Genomic DNA, 22,315 nt, shown 5'->3' on the forward strand with positions numbered 1-22,315 from the left:
TAAAAGTAAATGCGAAGTGTTTTTGATCCAAAATGTATTACTTATTATAGGAAGGATGATATCTCGTGAATTTTGCTTCTGTGCGTATCATTACTGATGACGTGGATCGTCTTGTCGAGTTCTATGAGAAAATTACGGGTGTTTCAGCAGAACGCCCTGCACCTGTCTTTGCCGAACTCGTTATGCCATCGTGCACTCTAGCGATCGGCCACTCCCAAACGGTGCAACTGTTTGGCGCTGGTTCCGCTGTGGCGGCCAACAATCGTACTGTCATTATTGAGTTCCACGTCCACGATGTTGATGCCGAATACGAGCGCTTGAAGCCGTTTGTTGATGAGTGGGTAAAGGAACCTACCACAATGCTCTGGGGGAATCGTGCTGTGCTTTTTCGCGATCCTGACGGTAATCTGGTTAATCTCTTCACGCCGGTGACCGAGGAAGCAATCCAACGGTTCAGTGGTAGGTTATAAAGGACAGTTGAAATGAGCTTACCAAAGGGAGGCATGCTTTCTAACGATCTCAATAAATGCTTCTACTTGGGGAGAGATCCACTTGTTTTTGGGATACAGCAACTGCGTAGCTAGATTTTGTTTGTACTGCTGACCTGAAAGTTTTTCTTCCTTCAGCTCCTTCTCTACCGTAATTCGAGGTAACAAGGATATGCCCATACCGCTCAATATCGACTGTTTCACAGCTTCAATACTCCAGAATTCAATATTGGAAGTAATCCCAATCTGATACTCTTCAATGCATTGTTCAAACAATGTGCGATAACCGCAACCTCTTTCGGTAAAAAGTAAATTGCTTCGTACAATGTCCCGTTGTAGCTCAAATGAATTGGGGTACAGCAACATCATGGGCTCCTCAGCCAATTTCTCACTGTACAGATTGGGATCATGAACCTCTGTCCCCAACATGAAGGAAATATCACTTTTGCCTTGCATCAAATTCTCTGTATAATGTACGGAATCTAATTGGTGCCACTCGATGTTGACATGAGGATGCAATTTTTTGAACTCTTCAATAATAGGAGGAAAACGATAGATCAATAACGTTTCCCCAATACTGATCACGATATTACCCGTTAATTCACCTTGTGCAGCAGTCACTTCCTTAATCATATGATACAGATCAAGCATTTTTTGGGCATGTGGCAACAATTTTTTCCCAGTCTCTGTTAAAATAACCCGCTTACCAATTCGATCAAATAAAGGGTAGTTAATCTCCTCTTCCAACGCCTTAATATGCAATGTAATTGTAGATTGCGCGTATCCAAGATGTTCAGCAGCTTTGGTAAATCCCTCGTGTTCCACAATTGTAATAAATGTGACCAAATGACGTATTTCCATCATTGGCTCCCTTCTTTTTAACATCATTAAAACTGATCGTTTACATATAAACTATCAATTTCACTAATGGAAAGCAATCGTTTATATTCAATGTAGCTCATTAAGAGCCCATTTCATTTTTAATCTCAAACGTTTATGGAAGGGAGTAATCACTATGCAAACAGCAGCAACGTCATCCATCTTGATCAATGGATATCGAATCGCTTATGAGCAATACGGAGAAGGCTCTCCCATATGGCTCCTTCACGGAACACCCTCTTATAGCTATGAATGGAGAAAAGTAATACCCGCGCTGGTTCAAAAAGGGTATAAAGTCTACGTACATGACCTTCTGGGATATGGAGCATCCGAAAGACCACTCGAAGCAGATACTTCTGTGGCAGCACAATATACGCTGTTCAGTCAGCTTTTAGACGAACTTGGAATGGATCGTTTACATGTTGCAGCCCACGATCTGGGTGGAATTGTTGGAGTCCAACTAGCCTTGGAACAGCCTGAGCGTGTACAATCGCTTACGTTACTCAACATGCCCAGCTATGATTCGTGGCCCTCACCAACCTGGAAGAAAATTATTGAAGAACAGCTTGAACAGGTTGAACAAATGCCCCGTGCAGATTTTGATATCATGCTAAAGAAACAATTACCCATGGCAGTGTATAATAAAGAGCTTATGACTGGCGATACACTTGATGCGTATCTGGAACCCCATGCAGGTTCATTGGGCAAAGCCTCTTTTTTCTCCCATCAGGTAGCTCACTATAATGCAAAATATACTGAATCCTATGGAACAGATTTACCCAAGCTGAAGGTCCCTGTTCAAATTCTATGGGGTGAAGAAGATGAATGGCAGCCCCTCATGTACGCAAAGAGGCTTGTCCAGGATATTCCCCATGCCTGCCTACATGTCATTCCCAAAGCTGGTCATTTTGTCATGGAAGATGAACCGGGGCAATGTTCAGATTATATCGACCGTTTCTGCAATAAACATCCGTGAGTAGGTTTGTATATTGAACAGAATCTCTAAGAGAAAAATTAAGCGCTCCACTGGCATAAAGCTGGTGGAGCCTTTTTTTGGTTAATGGCAAGGTGTCCTTGCATACTGTTAGTTTATAATCTGCGTATATGTATATACAAATTTAGGATTAGTCTTCATTTCCCCCTTCAATATTACGATAAATAGTATGGGGTTATACGAATAGCCATATTTACTTTATTACATCCAAGGGGGAACCGTACGTGAAACAGACTCGCAAAAAAAAGATGGATTTAAGGTTCAAACTGTATTTGATTATTCTGGTTCCGCTACTGGCCATGGGCGGTCTAATCATATGGGCAACCATCGACTCCAGTGAAAATGCATCATTAATGACCATGCAGCATAACAATCAGCAGCTGGCTGTGAATACCGCCTCTCAACTAGGTCAGGAGTCGGAATTAATTAAGACATTATCTTCTCCTGCTTCAGAGGAGAGCAACGAATATAAAAGTCTTAGGGACGAACTCGTTAAAGTTAGGCTTCAATCGGGAGCCTTGTATGTTTATATGTATAACAAAACTTCGGACGGGTGGATCTACACCGTAGATGGAGCGAATTGGGACGATACGGAATATAGTCCTTACGGCACTGCAATGGAATTCAATCCCCAGATTCAGGAACGCTTGTTACGCGGTGAAGTCGTCACAACAGGCATTGTAGATGATCCAACTTGGGGACAGCTATTGTCCTCCTTTACACCAATCAAGGATTCGCAAGGTGCTGTCATTGGCTATCTGGGCATTGATATTTCTGCTGGAGCAGTGAATCAAGTCTCCGCGACATCTGTGAATAATGCTTATCAGACCATTATCCCGATTTTTGTGGTTGTACTGATTCTTTCTTTGGTCATGATGTTATTCGTAGTACGAGGTATTCTTAGACAAGTACGCGATATTAAGTCAAGTCTCGAGCAGGTTGCTGATGGGAATCTCAAAGTCGTATCCACACACATGTCCAATGATCAACTCGGTGACATTAGTGATTTGATTAACATCATGGTTGCCCAATTGACGAACATTCTGATGGGAATACAGCAAGGTTCAAATACATTACAGCAGTCATCAAAAGATATTTCGGAAACCGCTCAGACAAACCAGCGTCAGAGCGAAGAACTTTCCAGAGCGATTGAGGAGATTGCCATAGGTTCAATGAAACAGGCTGAAGAGACAGAACACTCCGTCCAGCATTCAGAGAATCTGGGCAAAATAATGGATGAAGTAGGTTCATATGTGAAACAGTTTACTTATACTTCAGAGCAGCTATCTTCTGTTCAAGTACAAGTTACACGTGAACATGAGGTTCTGCTTGAGAAGGGCAGAGAGAATGCCAAGCGTGTTGAGCATCAACAGGATATTTCCAGGTCTCTGACGACTCAATCCGAACTCGCTTCCTCTATTAGCGGTCAAATTCACAACATTTTAAAACAAACTCAAATTCTATCCCTGAATGCTTCAATTGAAGCTGCCCGAGCTGGAGAAGCGGGTAAAGGCTTTGCAGTCGTTGCAGGTGAAATGGGACAGCTCGCTCAACAATCCGAACGTTCGATCCAAGAGATTGATGAGATCCTGGGTTCATTTGTTCAAGAGATACATCGGATGGGCAGTCATTTTGATGCAAATATGGTAGCTGTTAAGGAACAGGAGAAACAGATCGCTGATTGTCTCCAGGCATTTGGACAGGTTAGCCGCTTATCGACCGAAGTGCATGAGTTGGCTCAGAGTTTAGACAGCCGGACGATGGACATGCACTCTATTCGTCAGGAGTTGGAACAGAATCTCAGTTATATTGCTTCCGCAACCGAGGAAACTTCAGCCATGGCCGAAGAAGTCACGGCTAGTGCTGTGGAGCAGCAGCGATCGGCAAACGAACTGTCGAACATCTCCGGGGAACTCGCTGGTCTTGCAGGCAACCTAAAATCATATTCCGATCAATTTCAGATCGAAGTCACTAAATAAGTTCCCAATCTTGCTAAGGGTGTTGTTAGATGACAAGTTAGAATCGCCGCCGGAAACATAACTTTCTTGGAGCGTTAATTTTTCGGAGGACTCAGGGTTCTGATCAGCAGCTTCCACCAACGAATTAGGAGATTCATCACGTTGACTTAATAATGATTCCTCATTTATAATTCGAACATTAAGAGCCTGCCAGACATGACTTACCATGGATGCCTGGGATATCGATCTGTAAACAAACTCAAACTCAACAGTGAAAGATGTGAATGCATTATGGTTAAAGAGAAATTATATTACGGTAAAGATATCGAGGTTATGTTTAACTCGGATGTTTGCATTCATTCCGGTATTTGTGTAAAGGGCCTTCCTGCTGTTTTTGATTTAAGCAAGCGTCCTTGGGTTGATCCTGATGGTGACACTTCGGAGGCCATTGCCCGGCATATTGACACATGTCCAAGCGGAGCATTGACGTATAAGCTTCTGGACGGTGAATATTCAACAAAGAAAGAGGATGAACATGCATAACGTAGAACATGAACCTGCCAATAAAAGATTTCTTATTCAAGATAACGGTGACATTGCTGCGGTGATGACCTATGTAATCTCGAGTCCAGAGCTATACATCATTGATCACACTTTGGTGGAAAATGCTTACCGAGGACAAGGGCTTGGCGATGAACTTATCAAAGCTATGGTGGAATACGCGCGGGAAAACGGTATTAAGATTTTACCTCTATGTCCGTTTGCCAAGGGACGTTTCGAACGTATCTCTGAATACGCGGATGTTCTCCATCAATAAAACTAATAGTCGCAGTTGATTTTCATGTGATTACACAACAATAAAAGGCGCCTATATCATTCAAACCATGATATAGGCGCCTTTTTACGTATCCTACTTAAACTTTAACGCTTAATCCAACAATGGTTTCAAACGGTCGCAACATCAGTGGCAGCATGCCATTCTCATAGTTGGTAAGCCAGATCTCTGAGAAGTCGAGGCCAAGCTCATCTTCCTCAAGCTCCACCATGTGTTCAGAAAGATTGATTACTACCAGCACCTGTTGATCTGCCAGTGTACGTGTATATGCATATACACTCGGATGATCCGGCATCAGAAGCTCATAGATACCATAAGTCAATGTATCATGCTCTTTTCGCAGCTGAATCATTTGTTTATAAAAGTGAAGGATGGAACCTGGTTCCTGGAGTTGTTTCTCTACATTAATATGGACGTAATTGTCATTCACTTTTAGCCATGGCGCACCGCTGGTAAACCCGGCCTCTTTGGCCGAAGACCATTGCATCGGCGTTCTGGAATTATCGCGACTCGAAGCCCAGATGATGTTCATGATCTCCTCATGCGACATCCCCTCATCGCGTTTGATCTGATATAAATTCCGGTCGGCTATGTCGTTATAATCCGCTATGGAAGGATAAGCTACGTTTGTCATGCCTATCTCTTGCCCCTGATATATAAAAGGGGTTCCTTGCATGAAAAAGTACATGGCTCCAAGTGCTGTGGCACTTTCATACCAATACTCCGTATCATTTCCCCAAGATGAAACTTTACGAGGCTGATCGTGATTTTCAATAAATAAAGCATTCCAGCCTACGCCTTCCAGTGATTTTTGCCACTTGGTCAAGACGTTTTTCAATTTGGGAACATCCAGTTGCCTGTCTGTACTGTTTTTCCAAAGGTCCAGGTGTTCGAATTGAAAGACCATATTAAATTTCCCTCTGACTTCACAGATCCAATCCAGCAGATCTTCTTGGTCCTCCACCTTAACTCCATTCGCTTCCCCAACAGTCACGACGTCATATCTGGATAATGTATTCTCTTTCATTTCTTGCAGATAACTCTGGATTCCCTTCACATTCATATGCTTTTCAAAAGAGGAGATGTACTTGACGCCTTCTCGGATTGGCATGTCCAAGAGGCCCTCTTCTTTGTGAATATGGCTGATGGCATCCACACGGAAACCATCAATCCCTTTATCCAGCCACCAATTCATCATTTCATATATGGATTTCCGAACTTCCTGATTTGCCCAATTCAAATCCGGTTGTTTCTTGGAGAACAGATGGAGATAGTACTGTCCGGAGACTTCATCATATTCCCAAGCAGAACCGCCAAAGATGCTCTCCCAGTTATTTGGTTCGTCTCCATTCTTCCCATCTCTCCAGATGTACCAATCCCGTTTGGGGTTATCCAGCGAAGCTCTGGATTCAATAAACCACGGGTGTTCGTCACTTGTATGATTGATCACCAAGTCCATGATGAGTTTCATGCCGCGTTGATGAACTTCATGCAGCAATTGATCAAAGTCCGCCATCGTGCCGAATTCATCCATAATGGAACAGTAATCACTGATGTCATAACCATTATCGTCGTTAGGTGACTTATACATCGGACAGATCCATATCAGATCAATACCGATATCTTGAATATAATCCAGTTTAGATATGATCCCCTTGATGTCACCAACCCCATCTCCGTTGGAATCCATAAAACTTCTCGGATAGATTTGATAAGCTACTGCTTCTTTCCACCATACTCTTTTCATTGAATATAATCCTTCTTTCTTGAGAACTGAACATTATATAACGTAATATGCTTTAATCATGGATAAGGTACATTCTGGCTTCATATGGACGTAATTCGCCCTCCGAGAGTTCACCTGTATAGTTAGCTGTCAAAAGCTGATAGGACCCTGTCAATTGCTCCTGAAGCGGAAGTTCAGTCGTATATCCTTGGAAATTGCATACCACAAGAATTGTCGTACTATTCAACGTTCGGGTATAAGCAAACACGTCTGGGTTCTCTGGAAAGATCAGCTCATAATCACCATATACGATGACTTCATGATCTTTTCTGAGTTGGATTAACTTCCGGTAATAATGGAATATGGATTCAGGGTTATTCAAACTTTCCTCGGCATGGATCTGCTTATAATTTGGATTCACCTTAATCCAAGGTTCCCCTTGTGTAAAACCCGAGTTATCGGAAGTATCCCATTGCATAGGTGTGCGTGCATTATCGCGGCCCTTGGCGTAGATCGACTCCATCACGCTTTGTTCAGGATAACCTTTCTCCATTCTTTCCTTATAAAAGTTGAGCAATTCAATATCCCGATAATCCTCGATCGCATATTGAACATTCGTCATACCCAGCTCTTCACCTTGATATATGTAAGGCGTACCTTGCATGCCATGAAGAAGGGTAGCCAACATTTTAGCCGATTCAACTCTGAATTCTCCATCATTTCCCCAACGTGACACGATTCGAGGCAAGTCATGGTTGTTCCAGAACAGACTGTTCCAGGCGTCACCCTTGAGCTCTGTCTGCCATTTGGACAGCACTGTTTTTAATGCCATCACATCCAAAGGTTTAAGATCCCACTTTCCTTTGCCTTCTTGTTCATCCAAGCTGATGTGTTCAAATTGGAAGACCATTGAAAACTCACTGCCGTCTGGATTACTGTACAGTTTGGCGATTTCCGGAGTGGCGCCCCATGTTTCTCCAACGGTTAGCAGGTCTTCCGCTTTTTGAAACGTCTCCTTGCTCAGTTCCCTGATATATTTATGCAGATTAGGTCCGTTTCCCGTAATCTTCAAATCCGGTTCTTTACCGATTAAGTCGATCACGTCAAGGCGAAAACCACCCACACCCTTGTCGATCCACCAGTTAATCATGTTGTATATCTCCTGCCGGACTTTGGGGTTTTCCCAGTTGAGATCTGGCTGTTTTACGGAAAATAGATGTAAGTAATATTGCCCGATCTCAGGCACCCATTCCCAGGCTGAACCACCAAAGGTGGACCCCAGGTCGTTTGGAGGTGTTCCTTCAACACCATCTCTCCAGACGTAGTAGTCATGGTACGGATTGTCTTTACCTTTTTTGGCTTCTTGAAACCAGGAGTGTTCATCCGAGGTATGGTTCAACACCAAATCCATAATGATTCGAATGTCTCGTTTCCCGGCCTCCTGAATTAATGTTTCCATATCTTCCAAAGACCCAAACATCAGATCGATGTCCTGATAATCTGAAATATCATATCCAAAATCATCTTGAGGAGACTTGCACACGGGTGATAACCAGATCGCACCAATGCCGAGTTGCTGCAAATAATCCAATCGGGACACTATGCCCTCCAAGTCTCCGATTCCATCACCGTTTCGATCTTGAAAGCTACGTGGATATATTTGATATACAACGGTTTCTTTCCACCATTTTTTATTTTCCATGTTCCATTCAACCTTTCTAAGGTTATTCTTTGACCGATCCTACGACAATGCCCGTCACAAAGTATTTTTGCAGCAAGGGATAAATCAGCAATAGCGGGATAACAGCGACTACGATTTTGGCTGCATTCAGGTTTTTGTTCGATATTTCAGTCAGATTACTGAGTTCGCTGGAATTCGTGCCGGCTTGAAGCAAATCGGCAATATTCACGTTAAGGGACTGAATATAGGTCATTAGCGGGTAGTTGCTAACTTTGGTCATATAGATCAAACCACTGAAGAAGTCATTCCATGTACCCACGATACTGAACAAGGCGACTGTCGCCAGCGCAGGAATGGACACAGGGACATACACTTTGAACAAGACCTGAATGGGATTTGCTCCATCGATGAATGCTGCCTCTTCAAGCGCTTTAGGTACAGCGGAGAAGAAATTCATCACGAGAATGACACTGAATATGGGGACAGCGCCTGGCAGAACAAGTGCCCATATCGTATTCAGCATGTCCAGGTTTTTGATCAGCAGGTAACTCGGAATCATGCCTCCGCTGAACAACATGGCAAAAATCATGATATTCATATAAATGTTTCTGCCTTTGAAATCCCTCTTCGATTTGGATAGCGGATAAGCCATCAAAATAATCAAAATCATGTTAAGCACAAGGGTAAGTGCGACACGTAGAACAGATATGCCAAAGGAACGCCAGAACTGTGCATCATCAATAATTTTGCTATAAGCCGCTATTGTAAAATTGACCGGAACGAGACCTACTGCGTTCGCGGATACTGCCTCGCTGCTGCTGAATGAAATGGCGACGATATTCCATAACGGAAGAAGGCAGACCAATGCCAGCATGATGACGATGGCATAGATGGCAAACCGGCCAATTCGATCTTTGAAGTTTGCAGAATAGGACACAGGTTTGGCCTCCTTAGAATATTTTTCGATCCGTATATTTTTTGGCCAACTGGTTGGCAGACAAGAGCAAAACAATGCCGATTACGGACTTGAACAAACCAACAGCTGTACCGAAGCTATACTGTCGCCCAACGAGACCGATCCGATAGACATAAGTATCCAGAATGTCGCCTGACTCGTAGACAACCGGGTTATACAGATTATAGACTTGGTCGAAACCGGCGCTCAAAATGTTGGTCAGGCTCATTACACCCATGAGCAGAATAATAGGTAACATGCCTGGCAATGTAATATGCCACACTTTTCTCCACCAACTGGCTCCATCCATGCCTGCGGCTTCATACAGACCGGGGTCAATGGACGTAATCGCAGCCAGATAAACGATGGAACTGTAACCAAACTCTTTCCATACGTCTGTTCCTATAATCAGTGGCTGGAACCAGGTGTTGCTGCCAAGGAAATTAATATTTTCGAGGCCAAAGAACGCCAACATTTGATTCACAATGCCATCCAAACTGAACATGTTGACAACAACCGATGCCAGTACAACCCAGGATAGAAAGTGCGGCAGATAAACAATCGTCTGCACAGATTTTTTAACGTATTTGATACGAATTTCATTTAATAAAACAGAAAAAATGATGGCCATCATCGTTCCGAGCAGAATCTTGCCAATCGCAATCACCAACGTATTGCTGACGACCTGCGCGATATCCGGCAGCTTGAACATATACATAAAATGCTTCAGGCCTACAAATTCGGAGCCAAACATGCCCTTGGCCGGTATATAGTCCTGAAACGCCGTAATGATGCCGACCATTGGAACATAGCTGAATACAAGCAAAAACAAAATGCCCGGAAGCATCATCATATGGTACATGGCACCTGGGCCGAGCCGCCCTCGCGCTTTCCAATTCCCCTGTTTCATGGATGAACCCCTTTTCTGAAGAAAGGCTGCGTATCGCAGCCCTGCTACTGTTCATGGATGTTTATTTTTTCGATGCGATCTCGTCTTCAATTTCCTGAATGACTTGATCACCACCCTGTTTCTTCCAGTTACTCACGAATGTTTCGAAATAATCGAGCGGTTCTGAACCCGTTACGATTTTGATAAACGACTCCTGCTCCAACTTTGTCAGATTGGCCCACGTCTGTTTCATGCTTGGTGTAGTGCCAGAGAAAGCAGGTGTCATCCAGACAAATTTGTTTTCTTGTGTCAGTTTGTCGATTAGTCCCACTCCGTTGATCCGCGAATGATATTTGGACCAAGCAGTCACATCATCCGTATCCATGTCGCTCAAATAGGTTTTGATGCTTCCGATATTGTTCTTCGATTCTGTAGTGCGAACCTCATCCAGGCTGATCTCTCCTTTAATCCCGCGAACAACGTCAGAGTAATCATCCAGTAGCGATGTAGCCGAATTGACTTCGATATTAAACGGTCTCGTTGAACCGTCTACCCCGGTCTCCTGATACTTGGCAGCTTCCGGCATGGTTGCTGCGGCATTTTTATCATTTGCCAATTTATCGTAGAACAGGTTTACAATCTTAACCGCCAGTTCAGGGTGTTCATATCCCTTTCTCACCACGATAAACTGATTGGATGGGTTGGCATGCGCCACGTTGACCTTGCCGTTTGCATCCTCCAGCGTATAAGCCGAAAATTTCGCATTTTTATCCATCTGTTTTGCACTGATCAGTCCCCAGTCAGGGATATGCCACGGTCCAAAGGCAATACCGCTTTGGCCATTGGCGTAGAGTGCGGTAATATCATCAAACGTGCGGGTTCCGAATTGCGGGTCAATGATGCCATTCTTGAACCAATCTGCCATGGTGCCCAGCATTTTCTTCGTTTCTTCTGTCGTGGAACCATACACGATTTTGCCGTCTTCACCATTCATCCAATATTGCGGGAAAGCTCCCTCGGTTGAGGCCACACCCAGCATCGTATAAGCAGATCCATTATAATCTGTTGTATTCATCGTGTTCACAAATGGAATACCTACCGGGTTCCCGGATTGGCCAGGATCTCTTTTCAGGAATTCCAGCGCTGTTTTCTCCACTTCATCCAGTGAAAGGGCACCGTCTCCGTCTGCATCCAGTTGAATCCCCAGCAGATCCAGCCAATCTTGACGAACCCAAACCATCGTTGGTGCGGAATCCAGGGAAGTCGCCGGAAGTCCCATCAAACGTCCATCAATCGTTGCATTTTCTAATGCACGTCCATCATAGGAATCGTACATCTGCTTGATGTTATCCGTAGCATATTGATCGTAAATGGACGTCAGATCCTCAATCAGATCGTTATCCACCAGTTCTTTCAGTTCATCTTTGGAATCAACACGCATCATGTCAGGCAATTCCCCGGATGCAATGGCAAGCGATACTTGACGACTATAATCTTCACCATTGGCTTCAAATTGATCTGTAATCTGAGCGTTAAACGTGTCTTTGACCAGCCGAGTATATGCGTTGTTCTCATAGGTATCACCAGCCGGCAGTTTTGGGTTGGCTGTGGTTACCCGTCCCATGGTTACGGTGATTTCGTCTTTATAGGCACTGAACGGATCTCCCGGCGTTACCTCATATTTGCCTGCTTCCTCTGCAGTAGGAGGATTGGAAGAGTCTCCACATGCCGCTAGGGCTGCAACCATCAAGGCGGACATGGACAGCACGGCCAGACGCTTTGTCATCCGCTTGCTTTTCATAGACCATTTTGTTCTCATCTAGTTCGATTCCCCTTTATTCTGATGTTCAATATATTTGTTTGCGCTTTCATTATAAAATGAAGTGAAGGCCAATCGAGATAGGGATTACACGTCCGTTTGGATAGAGAAATGGTTACAGTTTTCAGTCCGTATTATGAAGTATGGTTAACTTGTGATCATTTACCCTACCTACTGACCAACATTTGTCTATCTACCCCTCTTCTCGATCAAAAAACAAAAGCCGGCAGCTCCTAAAACAGGAGACTGTCGGCTATTTATTTCCTCTACCTAGCTGCCGATATTCGCTTGGCAGAAGACCTGTCAGTTCGCGGAAAATCCGGCTGAAATATTTTTCATCCGAATAACCCACTCGCTCCGCAATCCAGAAAATCGTATTATTCGTATTGAGCAAGTACTCTTTGGATTTCTCTACCCGGATGAAGCGGGAGTACTCATTAAAGGTTTTCCCCATCAAATCTTTGAAACATTGACTGAAATAACTTCGGCTGATATTGAGTTGTTGGGAGAGACCTGAAGCTGTATAGGCCTGCTCCAAATCCTGCTGCACGATCATCACCGCTTTTTTCACGGCATCGATGATTTCCTGTGAGTACGAAGTCTGTTCATCAGCCTTTCGAATGCTTGCAGCAGTCTGTTTGATCCATTCTTCAACCTCGTACCAAGACTCGAAAGAATGGATCATCGCGATTCTTCCAAGCGTAGTTTGGGCAAAAATACGGTTCCATTCCATCACGATTGAGTACAGCAATCCCATCAACTGACCTTTATGTAATCGTAAGGATATAAACTGGTCAATGAGTTGGTTATAGTAACTCTCATGGTGGGTCCATGGGGTTTGGAACCAACTTTGTTTAATCCGGTCAAGGTCCTCATCTTGCGGTTCATTTGAACATGTATCTTCCTCATTCATGGAAATGGTAATGACTTGGTTATTGGGGTTGTAAACATAGAATAAAGACGACTCTGTATAACTCATAATCCAGTTTTTGATTTGCGACCATGTTCGCTCTTGTACATCAGACAAAACTAACAACGTACACTGGGGAACTTGATGCAGGCATTCCTTCAATTGATGAAATAGTTGATCCTCTTCGGACGGGGGTGCAGCCCACATGCAGCTATTACGCTCAACCTCCCACCTTATCTCATCTTCATGCGCAGTTAACTCCGTTGGCCACTTATGCTCTGATTTCCGCTCCTGTGAAACAAGTGCATACACATTTCGATAATGGACATTGATTTCATCCAGCGAAGGCATCTTTCTTATGGTGCTTGTCAACCCGTTAATTCGGGTATGAATTCGTTGCAGAACATGTTCGAATTGCTCTTTCTCCAGCTGCACTTTGGCTATATAATCGATGGCTCCGAGTCTTAGTGCTTCCTGGATATAATCGAAATCCTGATGCAGTGTTAACACAACGATATGAAGTTCGGGATAGAGCTGCCTCGCAGCTCGCATCAGTTCGATCCCTGACATGACGGGCATCGCAAGATCCGTTAGCATCAGATCGACCGGTTGGGTTTTCAGAAAATCCAGTGCTTTCGCCCCGTTGCTTGCTTCCCCTACAACCTCCATGTCGAACTCGTTCCATGGCATCGCAGAGCTAATACCTTTGCGTACCAGCTTATCATCATCTACAATCAATACCTTAATCATGCCGAGATATCTTCTCCTTTAATAGGCAATACGAGCAGTATGCTTGTCCCTGTTCCCAATTCACTCTCAATCACCAGTTGTGCTTGGTCCCCGTACTGTGCTTTCAACATGCGGTGAACGTAATTGAGTCCGATGCCCATCCCTACTTTTTGTTGTTCAGCTTCACGATTGTTCAGCAGATTATGAATGGTTTCCTCAGTCATACCTGCACCATTATCTTGTATCATAATGTTCAACGTTGAAGTGCATGTCACTTCAATCTGAATAAAACCTTCGTCACTTAATCCATGATATAACGAATTTTCAACCAGCGGTTGCAGAATAAAGCGGGGCACAGCAATTTGAAGCACTTGTTCATCTGCAGTAATGCGGACGTCAAATTCAAAGTCATAGCGAATTTGCTGCAAAATCAGATACTGTCTTAACGCATCGATCTCCTCTTCCATGGTGGATACTTGCCCTAATTTGCCTAGATTGTAATAGAGCAGCTTGTTCAACGATTGTACCAGCTTGTCGATCTCCCCTTGTCCGTTCATGACGGCCAGCCAGTGCACCGTATCGAGCGTATTCATCAGAAAGTGCGGGTTGATCTGATAGAGCAGCTTTTCCACTTCCAGGTCTGCACGAATCTTCTCTTTCTGCTGTACTTCCTTGAAGAGGTCACCAATCTGATGCTGCATGTTCGAAAATTCACCCAACAGAAAATCAAATTCGGGAATCTGAGTGCGAGCTCGGCTCCCTTTTGTTTGTGGATTTTTGGACATTCCATTGATCTCCGAATGGAACAGACCGAGTGGTTTGTACACCATCTTCCACAGGAGCCAAGCGAGAAACACGGTAAAGCCGAGGAAAAATAAAGCGACCAGCAAAATTTGAAGCAACCACTGGTTTTTCTCCTGTTGATATTGAGACTGCGAAATGACCGATACGACACTCCATTTCTGTGAGGAATCCTCCTTGAACCAGTGATACCCGCGGGATATTCCGTCCTTGGCAGGATCGACCGTTAAGCTGGTGAAATTCTCCCCTACCTTCATGGCTTCCGGTATTTCGCTGTACACAATGTTGCCTTCACCATCCAGGATGAGATGAGATAATGCGCCGTTGTATTGATTGTAACCCAAGATATCTTGAGTGAGGCGAAAGCCTGATTCTACGTAAATGAACACGTCGTTCCTCTCGGATAGTTGCACTTTGCGCATAGCAGACAGAACGAGTTGATCATCAAATCGGTTCATACTCATATGGGGGCCATAGTACTTAATGCCATAGGTTTGGAAGAGCACAGGCAGAGACTCAGGAGAGAAACGATCCTTGATCGGAAAGTTGCCGAACTGAGTAGTACCTTCTTTTTGAAAGTAATATAGGGTCAATCCGATATTAGGATTGGTGAAGGTCACAACACTTAACTCGTTTTTTAATTCGTCCCTGGCCTCAATCAGTTCGAAGATATCGGAGGACGGATTCAAGAATTCATCCATTCTTTTGCCTAAAGTACCCCTGTAAGATAATTGTTGCGTCACATGATTCAGATTGGTGATGGAATTCTCCAATGAGGATGTCACCTGCTGTAAATTGCTACGGATACCATCATCGATCTTATTTGCGAAAATGGAGTCGATCGTATAATAAGAAATCGCAAATATACTGATAAAGGGGATAAACGCACTGAGAAAGAACAGTAAAAATATTCTTTTTTTAAGTGTCATGGGAACCTATTCTCCTTCTGAAAATGAAACAGCAAGCCTCCTGCGTATGGAAGCTTGCTATGGATATACATACAGCTATGCCGGTTATCGTTTTCTCCATAGGCCTCGTCCAAGTCCAATTTCCTTTCATCATTATAGATTGATATTCAAATAAGTCAAACGCTTTCATACTGTGCGCATATAAAAAGTGCTACTCCTCAAAATGATGAGGAATAGCACTTTTGTATGCGTACCTTACTTCAGTTGTATCACTTCTTGTTAATGGAATGCTCGAACATTTCAGTCTACTCTCGTACCGTCACATTTAATTTGTGTGATCTGGTTTCCCCTGAAGAATTACGAAGTACAGCTTCATACTCGTAGATTCCAGGTACCCTTCCAGAGATTGAGGTAACCGCAGACTGTGCAACAGGAGAATGAGATTGCAGCGATTGTGTGTCAATCAATACTCCATTTTCGTAAAGTTCGTATTCGGTTGCGTTTGTTCCCCACCACAGATTCATGGTGACATTATAGTTGCCGTCACCATCCCAGTTGTCGTTCGACAGAACAGCTTGCCCCGGGGAAGCATCCGTGACGATGACTGTCAGTGGAACACTCATGGTTGAACCCAGTGCATTGATCAATTCTCCAGTATAGATATAGGTGCCATTTTTCTTTCCAGTAATATCAACTTGAACAGATTGGGCGGACGGGGATTGATCGACCAGAGAAATTTCTTTAATCAATTCACCATTCTCATACAGCTTGAACTGATTGCCGTTATTCCCCCACCACAGATTCATAGTGATTGTATAGTCTCCGTCTTTGAGCCCCGTGACGTAACCATTATTATCAGATAACACCGGAGTACCTGGGGCACCGTTTGCAAGTGGCGTTGTCTGATGGAGCCATTCCTCCCACTTAATCAGCACACTTGTCTGCTCATCCGTAAATACGGTTCCTCTAACTGCTTGAACGTCATTAGCGTAGGCTGCAAGCAATTGACGCGCTTTTGCTCCTTCACGATCGTTTGCTGCCTGTTTGGCCTGCTGTAACGTGTTTGTGAGCTGATCAGCAAGAATGCTGGCATTAGGATCGATCGATTCATCAGCAAAGGTGTTGGTCAGATTAATCAGGCTGTCGAATGTAGTAATAACTGCAAAACTATATTCTACCGTCTGTTCCCACCCAGCCAAATCGGAGACGGTTGCCGTAACCTGGTTCAGTCCGGGTTCCAATGTATACGCAGGAGTGTCGAGAAGCACACCCTCTGGTTCTTCTACACCGGATACCGAATCGGAGGCTGTATAGCCAATTTCCACCTGCTGATCAATGGTGTACTCGGTTTGACCATGAATTTCAATGGTTGGAGGTACGAGATCAATGGATATGGACAAAGACTGTTCACTCTCTTTGTTACCGTCGACATCGACACTCCAGTAGGTGATGGTATGTGTACCTTCTTCAGTTAGAGTCAACTGTGTACCACTTACCGTTTCGCCACCATTAATTTGATAATAGGTCCCTTCAATATCGGAATCTTCATCGCTTGCTGTGAAGGTTACTTGTGCCGGAGAAGTATACCAGCCGTTCTGCAATTCTCCTTCCACAGTTGCCGTAGTATGCGGGGCCTCCTGCTCCGGAGATTCTCCTTCCAACGTAACAAAATCAGATAAAGGTATATTCAATTCCTTCACAAGGCGTGCTACGAGTTCAGACACCTTGATTGCACCGTTCATTTGCAAATGTGTATTGTCTTCCGTTGTGCCTACCCACATGAATATCGATTTGGTTCCTTCTGTGCCAAGCTCCTGGAAATGCTCCCAACTGGCTTGGTTCAGATCGATGATAAGCGTTTCCGTTTCCTGCGCCGTTTCTTTCATCGCCTGTACGTATTCCGGGAAGCTTTTATTTAGCACCTCTCCGGTAAAATCACGACGATTCACTGGCGTGACCAGAACTGGAATTGCCCCTCTCTGCAGAGCACCGTTAATGTATTCTTTCAGATATACCTTAAATTGCTCAGGCGTAAGATAACGCTCTGGACGTGAAGGTGTGGAATCATTATGAGACCACTGCATGAACAGATAATCGCCTTCTTGAATGTCGAGTAAAATATCGTTGAGATATCCACCGACCAGGAAGGTTTTGCTGCTCAAACCTCCAACTGCCCGGTTATCAATACTGACTTCATTTGGATCAAAAAATCCACCTAACGTTTCTCCCCAGCCCGCTTGCGGACGGTAGTTCTCCGCGTAATTGGCCACAGTGGAATCGCTGGCCAAATAAATAACAGGTTTATCGCTTGCACTGTGATCTGGCAAACGCTCCAGCTTCAGCGCATTGATCTTCGGTGCATTTCCGGTGAGATTGAAGTTAAAGACCCCATCGATCAGGGCAATGTCATACGTGATTTCTTTGAATTCGCCCTTGGCAATGCTTGTAAGCGGCAGCTTTGTCATCTGTTCTACAACGACATTTGCGCTGGTCAATTCCTCCGCATCCCCGATGGTCATCGTTACCCGGTAATTCGCCGGCTCCATTTCCACCAGGAAAGAGGTACCGTTTACTCGTGTGAAATCTTCCTTGAGCAAATCTCCGGTTTCCCGGTTCTCATCTTTGGTGAGTGCAGTATCGGCAAAACCGTACCCGTTGCCTTCAATGTACGCTCTTTTGGCATCTACCTTGATGTATCCGTCGGCTGCGCTGCCGGCACCAAAGTCAAATTTGTATTCACTTGTCTCTTCGCTCGGTTCACTTGTCAATGAATCCTTCGCAACAGTTAGCATGTTAAACGTATGGTCAACTTGAGCTTGGGTAGCTTCCGTATTGAATATAGCTTCCGCAGCTGCCAAAGCCCGGTTCACCACGGCCTTCGATGCATCTGTATAATCCGACAGATTCAGTGCTTTAATCTCATCGTACAGAGCGATTAAGGCCGTCTGATCGCCACTCTCTGAAGAGAGCTGAGTGCCTTCAATACGCACGTTGTCGATCTGGGTAGCCCAGTTCAACGTGCCTCCACCGCCTTTTCTTGTTCCCAGGAACCGCATGGATCTGACGTTGTCCGCATATGCGGCGGAACTCAGCGAGATATCTGCAATCGTTTGGGTAACTGTCGGATCGGCTAGGTTCGTTAATGTCAGATCCAATGTCTTCTCGGCAAAATTAACGGTTGCATCCACATTGACCCACTGGTTCTTGGAAATATCTGTAGCCGTTCCCCCTTCGGGTATGGCTGTATCCCCTGTGCCGTAGTCTGGGTTATATGCACCGACAAAATAATGAATTTTGGTGCTTCCGGTCTTGGTATACAGCGTGAACAGGGCGTTTTCGTTAGAATCCTGTATTGTGAGATGACCTTCTGATGGATAGGCACTCACATTACCGGATTGCCAGTCAAAGTTCACGTTCACCTGATCGCCGTTTACGGCATCGAACAGACGGAATACCTTGGCCCGATTGCCCGATCCGGAACCCGCGACGGACAGTACCTTATTTCCAGACTGTTCAACAACGGTTCCCGTCATGGTTCCTGCAATACCCGTGGCATTGACCATCGCATACTGGTAGTTGGCAGCGTCGCCTTCAAAGTCCTCCTCATATAGCTGGGCTTCCGGTTCTGGTTCTGGCTCGGAAATATCCGGGTCGATGACCAGTGATGAAATGCTCAGCTCCATGTCTTTGACTGCACCAGCAACGAGTCCGGCAATTTTCTGTGCACCATAGCTGCTGAAATGCGTATTATCGTTGATCCCATTCGGGTATTTTGGATATTCACCCGGATTAGCATATAGGAACACTTTTTCCGTAGCTGTATTTCCAATTTTATCGTAGTAAGCAATACTCAACTTGCTGAGATCAATCAGCGGCACGTCCTGCTCCTTCGCCACTTCTTTGGCAGCCTGAACGTATGCCGGGAAGCTGACGTTGAATTCTTGAGTCACCGTGTTGAAATCTCTGCGTCCAACCGGAGTGAGCAATACCGGTGTAGCGCCGCGCTGTTTGGCACCATTTACATAACGAGCCAAGTAAATCTTATAGTCCTCTGGTGATGCGTAACGGTCCGGTATCCCTGCACTCGCGTCGTTATGACCAAAGGAAATGAAGAAGAAGTCCCCCGGCTTAATTCGCTGCAGGGTCGTATCGAGACGACCGTCTACCATAAACGATTTACTGCTTCGGCCACCGATCGCATCGTTCACGACGACTGCCCCATTGGAGAAATAACGTCCGAACTGTTGGCCCCATCCTTCTTGAGGAGCCTGCGCTTCACTGTAAGATTGCATGGTTGAATCACCAGCCATATAGATCGTTGTTGCCGCACCAGCCGCTTTCTCTGGGTATTTCTCGATGATGACGTCTTGGATGTCTATGGCTGTACCCGTGAAGAGAAGATCAAGCTGTCCATCCACCAATGCAACATCATAGGAATACTCCAGTGGTGCTCCTGCTGTCACATTGGTTAAGGCAAGCTTCTGGACGAATTCGGATTTGACTCCAACGTTCGAGTCATTTGCATCATTGCCCAATCGCAGCGTCACCTTATAGTTTGCATTTGGCAGGTCAACAGCAAATGTCGTACCTGTAGCGACCGAGACCTGATTTGCCCCTACCGTAACACCACTTGTATCCTTGAAGCCGTATCCCGGATCTTGTGCGTAGAGCGTATCCTGTATGTTCGTACTTCCTGATACAGTCTCTGTACCGAAATTAAATCGGTAGACCGGCTCCAGCATTTCAGCTTCGCGAGTCAGCGCCAGATCGGCTTTAGGGAATGCTGTAGCTTCCGCTCCAAGATAAAAGCCGGTATGAGGCGGCTGGTTGTAGGCTACATTTTGCCAGGCTACGCCAAGTCGATACACAGGATCCTGCATCAGCGTAGGGATGCGATAGTCTGAAGGAATGGTCGTTGTGTAGAGACGATACTCCGAACTATCTTCGCTCCGCAGCAGAAGCTCCTCACGCCAGTCGCCCAGAATGTCCGCCTGAAGTGCCGGATTGCCTTTGGTATGGTTGTTCGTTAACGTACCGGTCGCCCGGAAGATTTCATTCAGCTTTTTGTTTTGGTAATCCCACTTATAGATGAGCGGAATTCCTTTGGCTGTGCCATTATCCCACTCATGGTCCAACAGCTCCCGCTGAAGATCGCCATCCCACCAGATGGCGAAATTGGCGGTTTTGGGCCCTTCGTCCACAGTGTAGATAGCCTCTCCTGCTGCTGAATAGGTATTGGTTACAGGTACACTTTGCCCGTTGGTAACGGTCGTGGCCCATGATTCGTAACCTGGATAGTTCGGGTCAATGTCCGCCGACATCCCGCGACCGGTGTCAAAACCTGTTTTCTCACCCCAGAGGATTTCACCTGTTGCTGCATTGCGCATCTCCAGTCCGTATGCTGCATCCGAATGTTCATGCACGCTTACGACCTGATAGCCCTCCCGGTTCGGATCGAGCTGGCCGGCGTGCATGGCGTCACCGTGGCCGAGTCCAGTGCTGTACAGCAAGCTGCCGTCATCATCAATGGCCAAGGCGCCAAACATAATTTCGTCCTTGCCGTCCTTGTCGACATCCAGCACACTTAGATTATGGTTGCCCTGTGATTGATATTGTGATCCTGCTTCGTTTGTGTCGAACGTCCAGCGTTTGACGAGTTCCCCGCCAACATAATCATAAGCAACAAGCACTGTGCGGGTATAATACCCCCGGCTCATCACAACACTTGGCTTCGTACCGTCCAGATAAGCAATCGCGCCAAGAAACCGATCTACACGGTTGCCATAGCCGTCACCCCAATCGTTGACGTTGCCTCTTGGCGGATCATAATTCACGGTGGATACAGCCGCGCCAGTCTCACCGTTAAACAGCGTGAGATATTCTGGACCTGACAGTATGTATCCGCCGTCGTTGCGATAATCCTTCGTGCCATCACCAATGACTGTGCCTTGGCCATCCTTCGTGCCGTCCGCGGTCTTGACAACAACCTCTGCCTTTCCGTTGCCATCCAGGTCATACACCATTAACTGCGTATAATGCGCTCCGGCGCGGATGTTGACTCCCAGGTCAATTCTCCACAGCTTGGTGCCATCCAGTTTGATAGCATCGATATACACATTGCCGGTATAACCTGCCTGCGAATTGTCCTTGGAATTGCTCGGACTCCACAGGAAGACAATTTCATATTCGCCGTCCCCATCCAAGTCAGCTACGGAAGCATCTCCTGCATAATAGGAGTAAGTTCCACCATCCTTAGTCCGGCCATCGGCCGGTTTATCGAGCGGAATAGGCAGATAATCGTTATGCCAGACCGATACAACCTCCGGTTGCATTTGCTCTTTGCCTGCAATAACGGTGGAGATCTGATATTGCGAGCTGTCGAAACCAGTGGTGTCCACATAGTTGGTCACATCGCTTATGGGCGATGCGTTCACTTTGGTTCCATTTTTATATATATTAAAAGCGATATCATCTGGATCGTTGTTTAAATACCTCCAGCTTAAAAAAACGCCGTTGTCTACAAGAACCGCAACCAATCCCCGGTTAAGATACTCTGCTTGGCGACCCGGCAGGCTGCTTGATGACTCTGCACGTATCGGCGCCGGAGGAACAGCCAGTGAAATAACCATAAGGAGTGCTAAAAAAGATACAAACATCGATTTTTGGATGGAAACAGTTCTTCGGATCATTCGATTAACTCCCCCTTATCTAAAAATTCATTTTTAGAATCATCAGTTCGATCC

The 22,315-nt window shown here is 45.3% G+C and carries 14 protein-coding genes; 5 read left to right on the plus strand and 9 right to left on the minus strand.

The features are described 5' to 3' along the window. The first annotated feature begins 65 nt into the window (after window positions 1-65). Window positions 66-470: a VOC family protein gene (locus tag C170_RS25235; RefSeq protein WP_036615426.1), complete on the plus strand. Its 405-nt coding sequence runs from the start codon at window positions 66-68 to the stop codon at window positions 468-470. An 18-nt stretch (window positions 471-488) separates the two neighbouring features. Here the strand turns inward: C170_RS25235 and C170_RS25240 are convergent, their stop codons facing one another. Beyond that, a complete protein-coding gene (locus C170_RS25240) occupies window positions 489-1,352 on the minus strand; it encodes a LysR family transcriptional regulator (RefSeq protein ID WP_081746048.1) in 864 nt (287 codons plus the stop codon). Window positions 1,353-1,503: 151 nt separating this feature from the next. Here C170_RS25240 and C170_RS25245 point away from each other — a divergent pair, with 151 nt between their 5' ends. From C170_RS25245 to C170_RS25260, 4 genes are all read left to right on the plus strand, one after another. Further along, complete coding sequence (locus tag C170_RS25245) at window positions 1,504-2,343, plus strand: alpha/beta fold hydrolase (protein WP_036615429.1); 840 nt, start codon at window positions 1,504-1,506, stop codon at window positions 2,341-2,343. Window positions 2,344-2,585: 242 nt separating this feature from the next. Further along, entirely contained in the window at window positions 2,586-4,340 is a 1,755-nt protein-coding gene (locus C170_RS25250; protein WP_036615431.1) for a methyl-accepting chemotaxis protein, read from the plus strand. A 270-nt stretch (window positions 4,341-4,610) separates the two neighbouring features. Beyond that, window positions 4,611-4,862 carry a (4Fe-4S)-binding protein gene (locus C170_RS25255; protein WP_036616061.1) on the plus strand — a complete coding sequence of 84 codons (252 nt, stop codon included), beginning with the start codon at window positions 4,611-4,613 and terminating at the stop codon, window positions 4,860-4,862. Continuing rightward, window positions 4,855-5,136, plus strand: coding sequence for a GNAT family N-acetyltransferase (locus C170_RS25260; RefSeq protein WP_036615433.1), 282 nt, complete (start codon window positions 4,855-4,857; stop codon window positions 5,134-5,136). Before C170_RS25255 ends, C170_RS25260 begins: the two co-directional genes overlap by 8 nt. A gap of 97 nt (window positions 5,137-5,233) precedes the next feature. On the opposite strand, the gene C170_RS25265 is transcribed toward C170_RS25260, so the two are convergent. From C170_RS25265 to C170_RS25300, 8 genes are all read right to left on the minus strand, one after another. Then, window positions 5,234-6,901: a glycoside hydrolase family 13 protein gene (locus tag C170_RS25265; protein ID WP_036615435.1), complete on the minus strand. Its 1,668-nt coding sequence runs from the start codon at window positions 6,899-6,901 to the stop codon at window positions 5,234-5,236. 52 nt (window positions 6,902-6,953) lie between these two features. Then, window positions 6,954-8,582, minus strand: coding sequence for a glycoside hydrolase family 13 protein (locus C170_RS25270; protein WP_036615438.1), 1,629 nt, complete (start codon window positions 8,580-8,582; stop codon window positions 6,954-6,956). A gap of 22 nt (window positions 8,583-8,604) precedes the next feature. Further along, entirely contained in the window at window positions 8,605-9,498 is an 894-nt protein-coding gene (locus C170_RS25275; RefSeq protein WP_051447395.1) for a carbohydrate ABC transporter permease, read from the minus strand. Window positions 9,499-9,511: 13 nt separating this feature from the next. Further along, window positions 9,512-10,426 carry an ABC transporter permease gene (locus tag C170_RS25280; RefSeq protein ID WP_036615441.1) on the minus strand — a complete coding sequence of 305 codons (915 nt, stop codon included), beginning with the start codon at window positions 10,424-10,426 and terminating at the stop codon, window positions 9,512-9,514. Between the two features lie 61 nt (window positions 10,427-10,487). After that, window positions 10,488-12,224 carry a sugar ABC transporter substrate-binding protein gene (locus tag C170_RS25285; RefSeq protein WP_036615444.1) on the minus strand — a complete coding sequence of 579 codons (1,737 nt, stop codon included), beginning with the start codon at window positions 12,222-12,224 and terminating at the stop codon, window positions 10,488-10,490. Window positions 12,225-12,477: 253 nt separating this feature from the next. Beyond that, complete coding sequence (locus tag C170_RS25290) at window positions 12,478-13,884, minus strand: response regulator transcription factor (RefSeq protein ID WP_036615446.1); 1,407 nt, start codon at window positions 13,882-13,884, stop codon at window positions 12,478-12,480. Next, entirely contained in the window at window positions 13,881-15,593 is a 1,713-nt protein-coding gene (locus tag C170_RS25295) for a sensor histidine kinase (RefSeq protein ID WP_036615449.1), read from the minus strand. The genes C170_RS25290 and C170_RS25295 overlap by 4 nt, the downstream gene beginning before the upstream one ends. A 284-nt stretch (window positions 15,594-15,877) precedes the next feature. After that, entirely contained in the window at window positions 15,878-22,261 is a 6,384-nt protein-coding gene (locus C170_RS25300; RefSeq protein WP_036615452.1) for a rhamnogalacturonan lyase family protein, read from the minus strand. Window positions 22,262-22,315 lie beyond the last annotated feature (54 nt).

Source organism: Paenibacillus sp. FSL H7-689 (assembly GCF_000517905.1).
Taxonomy (GTDB): domain Bacteria; phylum Bacillota; class Bacilli; order Paenibacillales; family Paenibacillaceae; genus Paenibacillus; species Paenibacillus amylolyticus.